The 15654-nt window shown below is 55.8% G+C and carries 12 protein-coding genes; 5 read left to right on the top strand and 7 right to left on the bottom strand.

Annotation, left to right across the window (positions count from 1 at the left end):
* The first annotated feature begins 192 nt into the window (after window positions 1-192).
* Window positions 193-3108 carry an ATP-dependent DNA helicase gene (locus GWA01_RS02720; protein WP_146793774.1) on the top strand — a complete coding sequence of 972 codons (2916 nt, stop codon included), beginning with the start codon at window positions 193-195 and terminating at the stop codon, window positions 3106-3108.
* Window positions 3109-3223: 115 nt separating this feature from the next.
* Here GWA01_RS02720 and GWA01_RS02715 read toward each other — a convergent pair whose 3' ends face one another.
* The 4 genes from GWA01_RS02715 to GWA01_RS02700 all read right to left on the bottom strand — a co-directional run bounded on the left by GWA01_RS02715 (window position 3224) and on the right by GWA01_RS02700 (window position 8976).
* Complete coding sequence (locus GWA01_RS02715; protein WP_228118294.1) at window positions 3224-6187, bottom strand: TonB-dependent receptor domain-containing protein; 2964 nt, start codon at window positions 6185-6187, stop codon at window positions 3224-3226.
* Between the two features lie 463 nt (window positions 6188-6650).
* Entirely contained in the window at window positions 6651-8294 is a 1644-nt protein-coding gene (groL, locus tag GWA01_RS02710) for a chaperonin GroEL (protein WP_146793771.1), read from the bottom strand.
* 50 nt (window positions 8295-8344) lie between these two features.
* Window positions 8345-8635: a co-chaperone GroES gene (locus GWA01_RS02705; RefSeq protein ID WP_146793769.1), complete on the bottom strand. Its 291-nt coding sequence runs from the start codon at window positions 8633-8635 to the stop codon at window positions 8345-8347.
* Between the two features lie 131 nt (window positions 8636-8766).
* On the bottom strand, window positions 8767-8976 hold the full coding sequence (locus GWA01_RS02700; protein ID WP_146793767.1) for a DUF4169 family protein: 210 nt from the start codon (window positions 8974-8976) through the stop codon (window positions 8767-8769).
* A gap of 43 nt (window positions 8977-9019) precedes the next feature.
* Between GWA01_RS02700 and GWA01_RS02695 the strand changes: the two genes are divergently transcribed.
* Together GWA01_RS02695 and GWA01_RS02690 are read left to right on the top strand one after the other, a co-directional pair.
* Window positions 9020-9748, top strand: coding sequence for a dienelactone hydrolase family protein (locus GWA01_RS02695; protein ID WP_146793766.1), 729 nt, complete (start codon window positions 9020-9022; stop codon window positions 9746-9748).
* Window positions 9749-9805: 57 nt separating this feature from the next.
* Complete coding sequence (locus GWA01_RS02690) at window positions 9806-10192, top strand: DUF2934 domain-containing protein (RefSeq protein ID WP_146793764.1); 387 nt, start codon at window positions 9806-9808, stop codon at window positions 10190-10192.
* 47 nt (window positions 10193-10239) lie between these two features.
* Here GWA01_RS02690 and GWA01_RS02685 read toward each other — a convergent pair whose 3' ends face one another.
* Window positions 10240-11130, bottom strand: a complete 891-nt coding sequence (locus tag GWA01_RS02685; RefSeq protein ID WP_229316004.1) for an S-methyl-5'-thioadenosine phosphorylase — start codon at window positions 11128-11130, stop codon at window positions 10240-10242.
* Window positions 11131-11379: 249 nt separating this feature from the next.
* On the opposite strand from GWA01_RS02685, the gene hemF reads away from it, so the two are divergent.
* Complete coding sequence (gene hemF / locus GWA01_RS02680) at window positions 11380-12297, top strand: oxygen-dependent coproporphyrinogen oxidase (RefSeq protein WP_146793759.1); 918 nt, start codon at window positions 11380-11382, stop codon at window positions 12295-12297.
* A complete protein-coding gene (locus GWA01_RS02675; protein ID WP_229316005.1) occupies window positions 12294-13391 on the top strand; it encodes a hypothetical protein in 1098 nt (365 codons plus the stop codon). Before hemF ends, GWA01_RS02675 begins: the two co-directional genes overlap by 4 nt.
* Window positions 13392-13396: 5 nt before the next feature.
* Here the strand turns inward: GWA01_RS02675 and GWA01_RS02670 are convergent, their stop codons facing one another.
* Window positions 13397-13924: a Smr/MutS family protein gene (locus GWA01_RS02670; RefSeq protein WP_228118292.1), complete on the bottom strand. Its 528-nt coding sequence runs from the start codon at window positions 13922-13924 to the stop codon at window positions 13397-13399.
* Window positions 13925-14145: 221 nt separating this feature from the next.
* Window positions 14146-15606: a cytochrome-c peroxidase gene (locus GWA01_RS02665; protein ID WP_146793756.1), complete on the bottom strand. Its 1461-nt coding sequence runs from the start codon at window positions 15604-15606 to the stop codon at window positions 14146-14148.
* Window positions 15607-15654: the final 48 nt, after the last annotated feature.

Genomic DNA, 15654 nt, shown 5'->3' with positions numbered 1-15654 from the left:
CCGAAATTCCGGCCCTTTACCGCATCTGCCAACATTATGATCGATTTTTCATTTACTGAGAAGCATCATAGACAAGGCTCCTGAGTTTGCGGTGTTTCTGCTGCCAACCTCGCTCTTGGAGTAACGCGATCATTCACTTTATGTTCTGGAATTTCCTCGGCAGGCCGCCTGAATGGCGCTACACTATTTCCGATGCCCCCTGCCCAACCTTCCTCATTCCGCTCTCCATTTGATGCGCCCGCGCTGATTGCACGGCGTGGACTGTCATCCCTCCTCACGCCGGACGGGGAACTGCTTGATCTCAACCCGGAAGACACCAGAGCAATACTGGGGCAGCTTCCGCCGCCACTTCTGGTTCACGGCCCCGCGGCATTACGCACACTTGAACTTTCTCCACTCTCCCAGCCCGTCCCATGGTTCGACCTACTTGATCTTTTCCTATTTACGCATCCTGCAAAACCCGTTGCGCCGACGCCGCGCGGTCTAGCCATCGCACTGGGAGTGAGGGTTGCGGAAACAGTCGAGGCCGACCTTCTCCCGTTGCTCTGCGAAACAATGCTCGCTCATCTTCGCAACGTTGCGGACACAAATGAAGGCACAAAACTGCGCGCCCTGCTCGTTCCTCTTGGTAAAGCGGGCTGGGCATGGACAGGGGAAGTTGCCGAGGCCATTGGCACACCAGCCGATACTGTGGGCGCCCATCCATATGAAGCCGTTCGTGTCTGGAAACGCCTGGCCCGATGGGAAGAGACGGCACCCCGACCGGCTCCGGGCAGCCATCCGGTTTCCCAACGTGATGCACGCGAACGCCTGCGCAAAATTCTGGGACCAGATGCCGAGATCCGCGCTGGACAGGCCGATTTCGCTTCGGTAGCAACGGCCGCGTTTGAGCCACGCGAAACACTGGGCGCACCAAACATCGTTCTCGCGGAAGCCGGAACCGGAACCGGCAAGACACTGGGCTATATTGCACCCGCGAGCCTCTGGGCAGAGCAGAATGATGGTGCCGTCTGGATCAGCACCTACACCCGACATCTTCAACGCCAGATCGAGCAGGAGCTGACGCGCCTTTATCCGGGTGAAAAGGAACTGCGCTCAAGAGTCGTCGTGCGCAAGGGTCGCGAAAATTATCTTTGTCTTCTGAACATGGAAGACCTTCTGAACACGGCATCATCACGGGGAATGGAAGGCGCAGCCGCACTCCTGCCTCTAGCCCTGCTCGCACGATGGGCGGAAGCCACCCGCGATGGAGACATCATGGGCGGAGACCTGCCCGGATGGTTTGGCGAACTTTTCGGACATGGGACTTTGTCGGGCGTGGCGGACAGACGTGGCGAATGTATCCACGCCGCCTGCCCACATTATCAGAGCTGCTTTGTTGAACATGGCATCCGCCGTGCGCGGCAGGCAGATCTGGTAATCGCCAACCACGCACTCGTCATGGCTCAGGCCTCATGGGCAGCTCTGGCCCCTGCCAACCTCCCTGACGAAGACACAGCTCCCACGCGTTACGTTTTTGACGAGGGACACCATGTCCCCGATGCAGCAGACAGCGCATTCGCTACAGCCTTCTCTGGACTTGAAGCTGCTGAGCTTCGGCGCTGGCTACTCGGCGCGGAGGGCAGCCGCTCCCGTGCACGGGGCCTGCAGCGACGCCTTGATGATCTGGTGGAGCGCATACCATCCATTGATACGCCTGTTGCCGCGGTGTTGCAGGCTGCGCGCGCGCTTCCCGCACCCGGCTGGAGCACGCGCTTGCGGGAAGCCCTTACCCCAAAAGAAGATCACCACGATCAGAGCGACAAAACACCGGATATTGCGACGGACGCAGCACTCATCGAGAATCCTTCAGAGACATTTCTTCAGGCAATCGACCAGCAGCTGCGCGCACGGCAAGCCAAGAACACGCGGGCAGATGGCTATGTATCTGCCGAATGCGATCTCCATCCCCTGAACGGGCCAGTCGCGACAGCCGCGGATCAACTCGCCCGATCACTGAAAAGGCTTTCCGAACCACTCGGCCTTCTGTGCCGCAGACTGGAATCACAGGTCGAAGACGATCCGGAAATGGATGCCCCCCTGCGCCAACGGATTGAAGCCCTCGTCCGCACACTCCATCGTCGAGCCCTGACACGGGTCACAGGATGGACGATTATGCTGACGGCACTCCAGACGCCACCTGAGGCGGGAGTGATACCCACACATATCGATTTCATTCGAAGTGACCGACTGCCCCGCATCCGCGGCACGCAAGGAGATCATGATGTGGGCTTGTATCGGCACTGGCTCGACCCAACGATCCCGTTCGCTGCCACGATCCAAACACCTGCTCACGGATTACTGCTGACGTCTGCGACACTCCGTGACCGTACAGGCAATGGCGACGATGAAGATAGCTGGCGCGCAGCAGAGCTTCGTCTTGGCACGAACCATTTCATGAATCCTGCAATCCGCGCAGCCTTGATGAGCCCATTTGATTACGCCAGCCAGACACGAGCCTATGTCATTACCGACGTATCAGCCGAAATACCGTCGATGGCACATGCCTTTCGGGCGCTCTTTGAAGCATCGGGCGGCGGCGGATTAGGTCTTTTCACAGCCATCAAACGCCTGCGCGAAGTTCATAAGCGCATCCATGAGCCGCTCGAGGTTGCGGGATTCCCCCTCTATGCCCAGCATGTCGACGCGATGGACAACGCAACACTTGTGGATGTTTTTCGAACCGAAACCCATAGCTGCCTTTTGGGAACAGACGCGATGCGCGATGGCGTGGACGTCCCGGGAGAGGCGCTTCGGATGGTGGTTTTCGAACGCACGCCCTGGCCACGACCCGACATCCTTCACCGCGAGCGTCGCCGCCTCCTCTCTGAGGGACGTCCTAGCGAATATGATGACCGCATCACGCGGATGCGCCTCCGGCAGGCATTTGGCCGGCTGATCCGCAGGGGCGATGACCGTGGAGTTTTTGTTATGCTGGATCGACGCATGCCATCCCGCCTGCTCTCGGCGTTTCCCGATGGTGTGGAAGTCCGACGTGTCAGTCTGGCGCAGGCTATTGATGAAATCGGAGCATTTCTGACTCCGATCGACACCACTCCCGAAAACTAAACCAACGCTTCATCCAAAAACAAAAAACCCCGCCTCACGGAGGCGGGGTTTTTTGTTTGCGCAACCAGCCATTCTGAATGGCTGGCCTAGCAAAAGCGTACTTTGCTGACGGGCCTTAGAAGTTCAGACCAGCCTGCAGGAAGAAGTAACGCCCCTGATAGAAGCTGCCATACGTAGCGCCAGCGCTGTTATCAACGCCACTGACTACGAAAGGAGGGTTCTTGTTGGTGATGTTGTTGATACCACCTTCAAAGTTCCACTTCTTCCAACGGTAGTTCATCGTCAGATCCTGCTGGATCATCATCGGTGTCTTGATGCGTCCATTAGATGCAGAGTCCAGATATTCGGTCGAATCATTCCAGTGCATGCCACCAATAAATTGAAGCATGTACGAAACGCTAAATGCACCATGAGTCCAGCCGAGGGTCGTGTAATCACGAACCTTGGGCATTCCATAAGATGCGTTCGCGTTATTTGGGCCGCCTTGGTAGAGCAGAGCGCCCGTGTAGTTGGAGAACGCACCACCCGGAACAAGCTGCTGGCTGTAGTTCAGCAGATACTGGAAGTTGTTCGAAACGGTCAGCAGGTCCAGACGAGAGACGCGCAAGCGATAATCGAAATCGAAGTCGACGCCGCTTGTGTGCATTGCACCTGTGTTCTGGTCGTTCGCCGTAACCGTATTGATCTGACCATTCGCCAGGCGATTGATCTGGCTGCACAGACCTGGGCTTTTGCCATTATAGCAGTTGTTCAGGATGTACTGCGTCGGCAGAGCGCCAATCGTGTGATTGACGGAGTAGTGCCAGAACTCACCGGAAATGGAGAGGTTCGGGATCCAGTGCGGTGTGATAACCGTACCGAAGGTGTAGGTGCGTCCGATTTCCGGTGCAAGATGCGTGTTACCACCACCAAGCGTCGGAATCTGCCCTGTACCGGACTGCTGGAACGTCTTGGTGTTGATGCCCTGCTTTGCGCATGTTGCAGCAACAGTCCCCGCAGCAGCACCATAAGTGCCAACCTGTGTCATGTCGCAGGGATCGTTGGCAAGGTTGTAGCTGATGGACTGACCGCCATAGAGCTCATAAACGCTCGGCTGGCGATAAGATGTACCAATGGTTCCGCGGAAACGGATATCACGGACAGGTGCCCAGTCGATGGACGCTTTCCAGTTCTTCGCGGTTCCAAACGTGTTATAACCGGAAGCGCGCCCCTGTGCGTCGATCGTAAGATCCTTCGCAAGGAATGCATCACGCAGCAGCGTTGCCTGGCCTTCAAGATAACCTTCCGTCACGTTGAAGCCACCGCTGGTCGGCAGAACCGTGTTCGTAAGGCTCTGACCGCTCGAAATCAGTGGATCAGGCGTGTTGGTCAGCTGCTCACCACGGTGCTCCATGCCCATGGCAATACCAAGATTTCCACCGTTTTTCCACGGCATCGTCGCCACATGATTGTTGTGGATACGAAGGTTCCAGTCACGCAGCTGATACTGGGAATGCGTGTTGGTCGTAGCATTTGCGTAAGCGGCATTCTGCGGAGACAGCATAGCAAAGGGGCTGCTGCAACCGGATGCCGGGCATACGCTCGGGTTGTAAACAAGCGCGCTTGTAGCGCTCGAAGGATTAACCTGCTGAAGACCATACGCATTCAGAAGCCTGGGATAAGATCCAACGCCCTGAAGGTGATCGGTCGCCATGCTTGAACCATAGGTATAGGAAACATCGTAGTCCCACCCATGGGTAATCGTACCGTTGAAGCCAACCTTGGACGTCACGGTGTCCGTGGCGTTCTCATCACGGCGATCACCGAATTCTGTGAGACGCTTCGTGATATCGACATCCTGCCCAAACGGGTTGCCCGGATAATTGGCCGGAACAGTCAGGATGGACGGCATCGTGCTGGGCTGGACGGATCCGTCAAACGGCTCTGCTGCCATGTATGTCGAACTGGTCCGATGTGAATACATCACATTGGAATACAGGTTTACATGCTCGTTGAACTGATAATGGAAATCACCAGAAAGATTGGAATCCTGAAGCTGGTTCAGGAGGCTCTGATGCTGATTATACGGATAGCGGGCGTTGCTACCCCATGGCGCAACGGTCTTGCCGTCCGGAGAAACGGAGGAGTTGATCGTGCCAGCCGCGTTGGTGACGTGGGTATAGTTGGAGTAGCTTGAACCAAACGTCTGAGAACCAGATGTAGCGTTCGACAGCTGGACAGGGTTGGCCCAGCTACGATCACGCTGCAAGACACCGCCCTGCGTCATGTATGACCCAAAAAGGGTCAGGTTGCCCTTGCCGTGATCAAAGTTCCAGCCCTTGTAGCCGGAAATCATGCCTGTCTGGTTGTCACCACGACCGGTGATACCACCACGAACCGTGATGTTTCCGTCAGACAGATCATGACGCATCTTGATGTTGATAACACCGGAAACAGCGTCAGCACCGTAGAGCTCAGAGCCGCCATCCTTCAGAATTTCGACGCTGGCAATCTGCTGTACGGGAATGGCATTGAGATCGACGCAGTTGCTCTGACCATTAAGGGTCGTCCGCTTGCCATCGATCAGAACCAGAACGCGGTTTGACCCAAGGTTACGGATATCCGTGCAAGCTGCACCACCCGTTCCGTTGGTTTCAGCGTTGTTCGAACCTGTTCCGCCGATTGACGGCATACGAGCAAAAAAGTCGGACAGCGTGGTAGCGCCAGTCTGGTTAATCTGCTTTGCCGTGATGATCTGAACCGGATTGGCGCTCGTGTTGTTCGATGAGCTCAGAGCCGACCCCGTAACCGTGACACGCTCTTCACGTGCGGGCACAGACTCAAACGCCGCGGAAGGAGAAACATATGCAGCACGTGTTGCATGTGTCGCAGCAATCGGGCTGGCCATCGTGCCTGCGCCAACAGCAGCAGCAGCAGCAGCAGCCGGGGCCGCAGCCTTACGAGCGGCAACCTTATGCTTCTTCACATGCGTGTGGGAAACAGCATCCCCGGCGGCTGCATGGGCAACCACAGGCATGGAAGCCAGCATGGTTGCACCCAGAAGCGCAACACAACGCGGGTTGTTGCGTAAGTTTACCATTAGTGACTTTCGCGATCGATATGTTGACGGATTTGCATCCGGAATGGTTCGGAAAGTGACAGTGGAAATCTTACGTTGCAATACCGGGATGAAACTTAGGTCGGCATTGCTGTGCTATTAAAGACATTCTGTTGCATCAAAAACACAAAAAATTATTTTGAATTGATATCACAATGAAAATTAACGCGTAATTATTTGTATCGAATTCGATTCGAATTGATTATTACTTTTCACATGCCAATCAAAATTTATACATTGATACACAAGACCTAAATTCATCTTCGAAATTCAAAAATACACCCTGAAAATGACGGAATTCTACAGATCAATCTGATCTATTTCAGAAATTTCGAAATGAAAAAGCCGCCTTCCCAACTGCGGGGAAAGCGGCTTTTTAAGTTCCCTGTAACAGGAAGCTCCCCTACCCATGCTTTCGCAGAGGCAGGGAAGGCGATGAACTTCCTTAGAAGTCCATATCGCCCATGCCACCCATTCCGCCTGCACCACCGCCGGCCGGAGCCTTTTTCTCGGGGCGCTCAGCAACCATGGCTTCCGTCGTGATCAGCAGGCCTGCAACAGAAGCTGCATCCTGAAGTGCCGTACGGACAACCTTTGTCGGGTCGATAATGCCAGCAGAAACAAGATCCTTGTACTCTGCGTTCTGCGCATCGAAACCGAACTTGTAGTCTTCGATCTCAAGAACCTTGCCAGCAATCACTGCACCGTCTTCACCAGCATTGAAGGCGATCTGACGCAGAGGAGCCTGAAGGGCCTTGCGAATGATTTCTGCGCCGACGCGCTGATCATCGTTCTGGAACTCCAGGTGACCGAAGGTGCGGGAAGCGCGGGCAAGAGCCGTACCACCGCCCGGAACGATACCTTCCTCGACAGCAGCGCGTGTTGCATGCAGCGCATCGTCAACGCGATCCTTGCGCTCCTTCACCTCAACCTCGGTGCTGCCACCAACGCGGATGACTGCAACGCCACCGGCCAGCTTTGCAAGGCGCTCCTGCAGCTTCTCACGGTCGTAGTCCGAAGTGGTCTCTTCGATCTGCGCACGGATCTGGCCACAACGACCCTTGATGTCGTCGCCGTTACCAGCGCCTTCAACGATCGTGGTGTTTTCCTTCTCGATGTGAACCTTCTTCGCACGGCCGAGCATCTCAAGGGTCACGGACTCAAGCTTGATTCCGATATCTTCGGAAATCACCTGACCGCCCGTAAGGATTGCGATGTCTTCCAGCATGGCCTTACGACGGTCACCGAAGCCAGGAGCCTTGACGGCTGCAATCTTCAGGCCACCACGAAGCTTGTTCACAACGAGCGTTGCAAGAGCTTCACCGTCCACGTCCTCGGCAAGGATCATGAGCGGACGACCGGACTGAACGATGCTCTCAAGAAGCGGCAGCATCGGCTGAAGCGAGGAGAGCTTCTTTTCGTGGATCAGGATGTAAGGGTTATCCAGATCAGCCGTCATCTTCTCCGGGTTCGTCACGAAGTACGGGGAGATATAACCACGGTCGAACTGCATGCCCTCAACGACGTCAAGCTCGGTATGCAGGCCCTTGGCCTCTTCCACCGTGATGACACCCTCGGAACCAACCTTTTCCATGGCGCGCGCGATCATTTCACCGATCTCGTGCTCACCATTGGCGGAGATCGTACCAACCTGGGCAATTTCTTCCTGGGAAGTGATCTTCTTGGTGTTCTTCTTCAGCTCTTCAACGACAACGCCGACTGCCTTGTCGATACCGCGCTTCAGATCCATCGGATTCATGCCAGCAGCAACAGCCTTGGCGCCCTCACGGATGATGGCCTGTGCCAGCACGGTTGCGGTCGTCGTGCCGTCACCAGCAACGTCGTTAGTCTTCGAGGCCACTTCGCGCACCATCTGGGCGCCCATGTTCTCGAACTTGTCAGCCAGTTCGATTTCCTTGGCGACAGATACGCCGTCCTTGGTGATGCGCGGTGCGCCGAAGGACTTGTCGAGAACGACATTACGACCCTTCGGGCCGAGCGTTACCTTGACAGCGTCTGCAAGGATATCAACGCCACGCAGCATGCGGGCACGTGCATCAGCACCGAATTTTACGTCTTTGGCAGCCATGTTGATTGCTCCTGTAGAGGTTCAGTAGAGACGAATGGGGGCGGCTGAAATCAGCCGATCACGCCCATAATGTCGCTCTCTTTCATGATCAGCAGTTCTTCACCGTTGATCTTCACCTCGGTGCCGGACCATTTGCCGAACAGCACCTTGTCACCAGCCTTAACGTCCAGTGCCACGATCTGGCCCTGCTCGTTGCGTGCGCCGGGGCCTACGGAGACGATTTCGCCTTCCATTGGCTTTTCCTTGGCGGTGTCCGGAATGATGATCCCGCCTGCGGTCTTCTCTTCGCCGGTCAGACGACGGACCACAACACGGTCATGTAGGGGACGAAAATTCGTCATGGATCGCTCCATTTTAGGTCATGTCCTTGTTCAAAGCGACACAACCGGGTTTCCGCGCTCAGGACTGCAGCGCGTTGATTGGCACTCTCATAACGAGAGTGCTAACGAGGTAGTGCTCCAGTCGCACTCCGTCAAGAACTCTCGCCTTGCCCAAGAGAGATTTTTTTATCGTCCAACTTCTTGCCATCCAGCAGGCCGGATACACGAGATTTTTCCGCTTCCTCAGAAAGCCTTTGTGCTTTCGTTCTGCCGAAAAGAACGCGATTGGTCTCAGCCTTTTTCGCATCCTCATCCGCTTTGCGACGTTTACGTTCCCTACGGAGATTTATGACGTCGTTCATAAGTCATGCCTTTCCGGCATCTTTTGAGTAACGGGCAACAGCAATGAACCAGAAAAGCGACAAAGACCACCCCGCAGACGGGCGCAAAATAACGCTAACCGCACGCGATGGTCATTCATTTGAAGCATGGGAAGTCGGCTCGCGTGACGCACCACACTCGGTCGTCGTGGTGCAGGAAATATTCGGCCTTACTGATCATATTCTTACAGTCTGTGCAGAGCTTGCCGCGAAAGGATATCATGTCCTCGCCCCTGCCCTGTTCGACCGCGTCAAGCCGCATGCCGTGCTCGCTTATAATGAAACAGGACTAAAAGAGGGCCTCGACCTCAGAAGCCGAATTTACCCGGAATCCTTACAGGAAGATATTGCTGCCTGCGCCGAGGAACTTCGAAAAGGCAATCCACACCGTGTGGTGGGCATTATCGGTTTTTGCTGGGGTGGCCTTATCGCTTGGTTGGCAGCAGTTCGGCATCACAACTTTGATGCAGCAGTGGGCTGGTATGGTGGAGGGATCGCCAATCATTGCGATACAGCCCCACACTGCCCGGTTCAGTTGCACTTTGGCGGTGAAGACGAATCCATCCCACATTCGGATGTTCAGGCGATACGCCAGCGCAGACCTGAAATAGAAGTCTTCGTTTATGACGATGCCGGACATGGTTTCGGATGCCCGCAGCGACCAAGTTTCAATCAGGACGCCCGTGATCTCGCATGGTCACGCAGTCTGAACTTTTTGAAAGAACACCTCTCCCACAAAGCGACATCTGCATAGCCGGACAGCCGTGCCAGACCCTATTCTTCCACAAACGATCATACAGGATCTCCAGACATGTCAGACAATCCATTAGCCCCGAATGCTAAACGTGACGCTGCCATCAAAGCTGAAGCAAAACTGCTATGGGAATCCGAAGGGCGGCCAGAGGGTGGCCCTGAAGCATATATGGAACGCGCTGAGGATCTTATCTCCATCAAGGGCGTGCCACGTGGCGTGAATGTGAAAGATCTTCCAGATCCGGAGCTTGCGGATGTGCAGATCGAAAACGCCCGCCTTCAGGAAAATCTTGGCGAATTTCCAGAGCGTTCAACGGATCAAGGCGATCAGCGCCACTTCCCGGTCGCGGACCGCAAGGAAGAAGCTGAACTGATGAAAGACGAAAGCGCGCAACACGGACAACCCGGCTACGCACAAATCGATGAAAAGCAGGAAGGGCCCTGACCAGCCCCTCCCCAAGGCCCCATCTCTCTTGAGTGGGGCCTTTTTATTCAGCCGTTCAGCACACGTCCCGCAACGGCGTCCAGCTTCGCGACGAGTGCTGGGTCACGCGCTTCCGGCGCCGTGATGATGGCATAATCCAGAGCACGCTCTGCACCAGACGGACAAAGCGCACGACGCTGTCCAAGAACAGGAATTGCAGCCTTGACGAGGCGACGCGCATTGTCGGCGTTCCCTTTCATGACCTTCACGACGCCCTCAACCGTCACGCTGTCATGCTCGGTGTGCCAGCAGTCATAATCCGTCACCATGGCGACAGTCGCGTAATTCATCTCAGCTTCACGCGCGAGCTTGGCCTCGGGCATGTTTGTCATACCCACGACAGAACAGCCCCATGAACGGTAAAGTTCGCTTTCAGCACGCGTCGAGAACTGCGGGCCTTCCATAACGATATACGTTCCGCCACGCGTGACAGGAATACCCAGCTTCTCTGCTTCGGTGCCGAGAATATCCAGCAACCGGCCTGAAACGGGATCTGCCATACCGACATGAGCCACGCAGCCCGTATCAAAAAAGCTCTTTTCACGAGCAAAACTGCGGTCGATGAACTGATCAACCAGCACGAAGCGTCCCGGGGGAAGTTCTTCCTTAAGAGAACCCACAGCGGAGAGTGACAGAATGTCTGTCACACCCGAACGCTTGAGAGCATCAATATTCGCGCGATAGTTCAGGCGTGATGGCGGGATCGGATGGCCCCTTCCATGACGCGGAAGAAATACGCACTGAACGCCATCAAGTGTTCCGAACAGCAGCTCGTCGGAGGCATCGCCCCACGGCGTCTCCACCCGACGCCACTGCTTGTTTTCCAGGCCGTCAATATCATAGAGCCCAGAGCCACCGATCACGCCAATGACCGGCTGGATTTCATTTTCAGAAGACACGTGCATTCTCCCCGATCATATGGGTCCGCAGAAAAGACGTTCAGGAACATGCGCAGCAGAAATCTGCAAGCCCGTCACAGGAAAACCATCAAATTGAAATCCATTCACGAAATGGGAAGAATTGATGGCCATGATCACGCCGCAAACCGGCGTCAGATATGTGACACAGCCAACTGTTCGAAAGTGGCGTAATTTGTTAAGCCTCACCGGCTAATTGATTTCGTCCTGAATGGCGGGGAACAGAGAAAAATGGATCAAATCAGTCCAAGTTTTGCCGAGCTTATCCGCCCCGAGGTCCCGCATGATGCACTCAAGCTACAGGCACAGGCCTGGTTTGAGTCTCTGCGTGACCGTATCTGCGCATCATACGAAAAACTCGAAGATGAAGCCGTTGAAGGCAATTCGCAGGTTCTGAACAATCGGACACAAGCCGGTCGTTTCGAGCGCACGCCCTGGGATCGCTCCGAAGGCGGGAGTGGTGTCATGTCCGTTATGCGCGGGCGTGTATTCGAAAAAGTCGGTGTAAACGTCTCAACCGTTTTCGGAGAATTCTCTCCGGAATTCCGTAAGCAGATCGGCGGAACTGACGACGACCCCCGCTTCTTTGCAACAGGCATTTCGCTTGTCGCACACCCCTGCAATCCACATGTATCCGCCGCGCATTTTAATACGCGTATGATCATTACGTCCAAGGGCTGGTTTGGCGGTGGTGGAGACATCACACCGATGTTCCCGGAGAGCGCGGAAGCCATCAGCGATGCCGCTCTTTTCCACTCTGCATTCGAAAACGCCTGTGCGCGCCACGATCCGGAGCATTATCCACGCTTTAAAGAGTGGTGTGACAACTACTTCCATCTGCACCATCGCAACGAGCCCCGTGGCCTTGGGGGCATATTCTATGATCGCCTCTTTACAGGAGATGCAAACCTCGACTTCACGTTCACGCGTGATGTCGGACTTGCGTTTCACGATTCATATCCTGCCGTCGTGCGTCGACGCATGTTCGCGCCGTGGACGGAAGAAGATCGCAACGCGCAGCTTATCCGCCGCGGACGTTATGTGGAGTTCAACCTCCTGCATGATCGTGGGACCCTGTTTGGCCTGAAAACCGGCGGCAACACGGAGGCTATTCTCATGAGCATGCCTCCGGAAGTCCGCTGGCCGTGACATTCAGACGCCTTCCCCTCGCAACGCGCCGCCAGTGTCTTCAGTCTTTTGGAGCACTGACCGTTGCATCGGCTCTGGGAAAAACGGCAAACGCCAGCACACTACCAGAAGCAAAACTGCTGCTCGGTGGAACACTTGCCTCCATCCCGGGACAGTTTGGTGAACTGGCAGAAGGTCCGATCTCCAAAGGACTCGGCCTCGATACACCTATCCAGCTTCAGCCAGACCTCGGGCAGGACGGCGTTACAGCAGCCAATCTCTTTGATGCCAATGAAGCACCTGATGGCAGAACAGCCATTGTGGTTCCCGGCGCAACACTTTTGGCATCCCTGACAGGCGATTCTCGCGTCCATTATGATTTCGGGCGCTGGATCCCCCTCATGCTCGCCCGGACGGCCACTGTGGTCGTTGGCCGTATCGAGATGCGTCGGAGCTTCCGGATGCGGATCGAAGGTTTTTTCCATAACCATTCGGTTCGCCTGGCTGTGTCGCGCGCAAGCGGCCCCGAGCTCTCTGCGATGCTCGGCCTGACCCTGCTTGGCATGCGCCCCATTCCCGTCCCAGGCTTTGTCAGTGCGGAACAGGCACTCGCAGCGCTTCGGGATGGCACGGTCGATGCTGTCCAGATCTCGCCATGCACGATGAATATCCCGCTGGCAGAAGTGCTGAAATCTCTTCCCGCTGGCACAGCTCCGCTATACCAGACCGGAGACATCTCGGATATCCAAGCTGAGCAGATCCCGAATTTTCTGGAAGCATACCAGCAGGTTCGCAGAAAACCGCCTGAAGGCCTTCTCTATCAGGCATGGCAGGGTGTTTCTTCCAGCACGGACACCGCAGTCACTGTCGCCCTTCCCATGCTCACGCCCCCGGATGTGGTGATGCAATGGCGCAAAGCCTGCGCGCTCGCGGTCGCGGATAGTGGCATGCGGCACTGGGCTGAATTACGCCATTTCTCGCTGGCTGACGGGGCCAATGCAGCCCCCCTTCTTTCGCGAGCAACACCGCCGCTCAACGCAACGCTCGCTCTCAGGCGATGGATCGCCATCAATACGCCGCGCTGGCGATCCGGACAGGAAACCCGCCCTCTCTGACAAAATCAGGAACGGCGGCGGTTTTTCAGCAGGATCCGCACGGAGCCATGATTTGCGGAATGTGGGTGGACGACCGCCAGAACCATCGGGCGCAGGTCATCCCGCTGGAGCCATAACGGCAGTTCCCGGCGGATCATGCCGCTGGTCTGCCCACTCCCCAGCCCGGTTACAACCTCCACGCAACGCCAGTTAAGTGCGCGTGCCCTCAACAGAAATGAGTGAAGACGCTCGAACGCCTCCTGCACGATGTATCCATGCAGATCGAGGCGGGCATCAATTTTCATGCTCCCCCGTGAGAGCCGTTTCCAGCTTGTGTCATCAAGGCCCGGCGCTCGCACACCCACCCGAAGCTCCTGCTGGCGTGCAGGTTTCTGAAGGCGCGCACCTGACATAACAGCCGCAAATGACAATGCGGGCTCGGAAACGGCTGCTGTTGGTGCAGGCATCGGAACCTTGAGCTGTAGCTTTTCAGGCTCTGCGGCCGGGCGCTCTGGACGCAGAGGTACAATATCGCGCACAAAGCTGCGCCACATCTGTGCCTCCTCTTCCCTCAGAACCCTTTTTGCCACGCCCGCCCCTTTTGTGCTGACCACCCGGGCCATGCTCATGACCACAAGACGATACAGCCTTTAACGGCTCGGCCCACATACGAACAGGTCTCGTGACAGTATCATTTTTTGGAACACTCGGATCGAATATTAAAAAGGCCCCGGAAACTGTCCCGGAGCCTCGTTCATAACAACAGTCAAAGCACTCAGTTCGACTGAACCGGACGCAACGGGGCGTCTGCCGGTACATCCTTCAGAGGAATGCCGTCGTATTTGCCTGTCAGTGTTTTCAGGAATGCCGTGATATCCTGAACATCCTGATTGGAAATATCCCGATCCGGCGTCTGATAACGTGCCATCTCACGAACGGCCTGTTCGAGTGACGTCACAGAGCCATCGTGAAACCACGGACCGGTCAGTTCGACATTGCGCAGGTTCGGAACCTTGAAACGCTGTCTATCGGCGGGATTGCTCGTGAAGGCCTCACGCCCCTGATCCGCTGCGGTCAGCTTGGAATGACGATCATCGAAATACGGTCCTTCAAGACCCATGATCTCGTATGCGTCGCCGCCAATCGCGACACCGCTGTGACAACCCGAGCAGCCAATCTGCTTGAAACGCTCATAGCCACGCTTTTCCTGATCAGTAATCGCGCTCGCATTTCCCTTCAGATACAGGTCGAAGCGACTGTCAGGGGTGATCAGGGTCTTTTCATACTCGGCAATCGCGTTCGTTACGGTGTCCTGATTGATGGCATCCGAACCAAACACTGCACTAAACTTGTCTGCATATCCCGGTTCATTGCGCACACGTTCAGCAACGGACTCCCAGTCATGCGAACCCATTTCAAGTGGATTCGTCACCGGGCCTGCTGCCTGCGCGGCGAGATCCTTGGCACGACCATTCCAGAACTGAGCGATGCTGAAGACGGAATTATAAACGCTAGGCGTATTGATCGGCCCCTTGTGACCCGAAATACCTGTGGCCGTCACAAGATTATCGACACCGCCAGTGTTCAGCCCGTGGCAGCTTGCGCAGTTCAGCTTTCCATCCCCGGAGAGCGTATTGTCGAAGAAGAGTTCACGACCCAGAGCAGCCTTGTTCCAATCAACAGGAACGCTTTCCGGAATGGGCTGGATCGGCTCACCGCGGAATGCAGCCGCCACACCTGGCGTCGCATAGTAACGCTCGCGCTGGTCACGCACCCATTTCAGGATATCTGCGCGCTGCTTTTCATCCAGATGTGCATGCGGATGCATCAGCAGATAAGCGGCTGGAGGCATCCGGTTCTGAACGATAACTTCCTCGATCCGCGAAAGCTGCTCAACAGAAGGCGGTTTGCCTTGCTGGAACGCGGCAACGATCGGTGCGAAGGAAAAATGACGCTGCCCCTCTGCAAGATCCCGGCCCATAATCTGGTTAGCCAGCGGCAACTTGAAATAAAATGGAAGATCAGTGCCCTTGGTATGGCAGTAATCACAGCGGACTTCCTGAAATGCTGCAAAAGCCGCCATCGCGGTTGGATCATGGCGCGTCGGACTATCAGCGGGAAGCTGAAAAGCACCAGCATGATCGAAATGCTCAAGATAGGTGACTGTACCACCCCAGGCGACAACACCCAGTGCCACCAACCCGGCAATTCCCTTGGTAATCGTGCTGCGACGCACCGCATTTCTCCTCATAATCACAGGACCGTGAAAGTGAGGATCCAGACA

It is taken from the genome of Gluconobacter wancherniae NBRC 103581 (genome assembly GCF_007988885.1).
GTDB classification, from domain to species: domain Bacteria; phylum Pseudomonadota; class Alphaproteobacteria; order Acetobacterales; family Acetobacteraceae; genus Gluconobacter; species Gluconobacter wancherniae.
The sequence above is the reverse complement of the archived record's forward strand: the minus strand, read 5'-3'. Positions and strand labels throughout refer to the sequence as shown.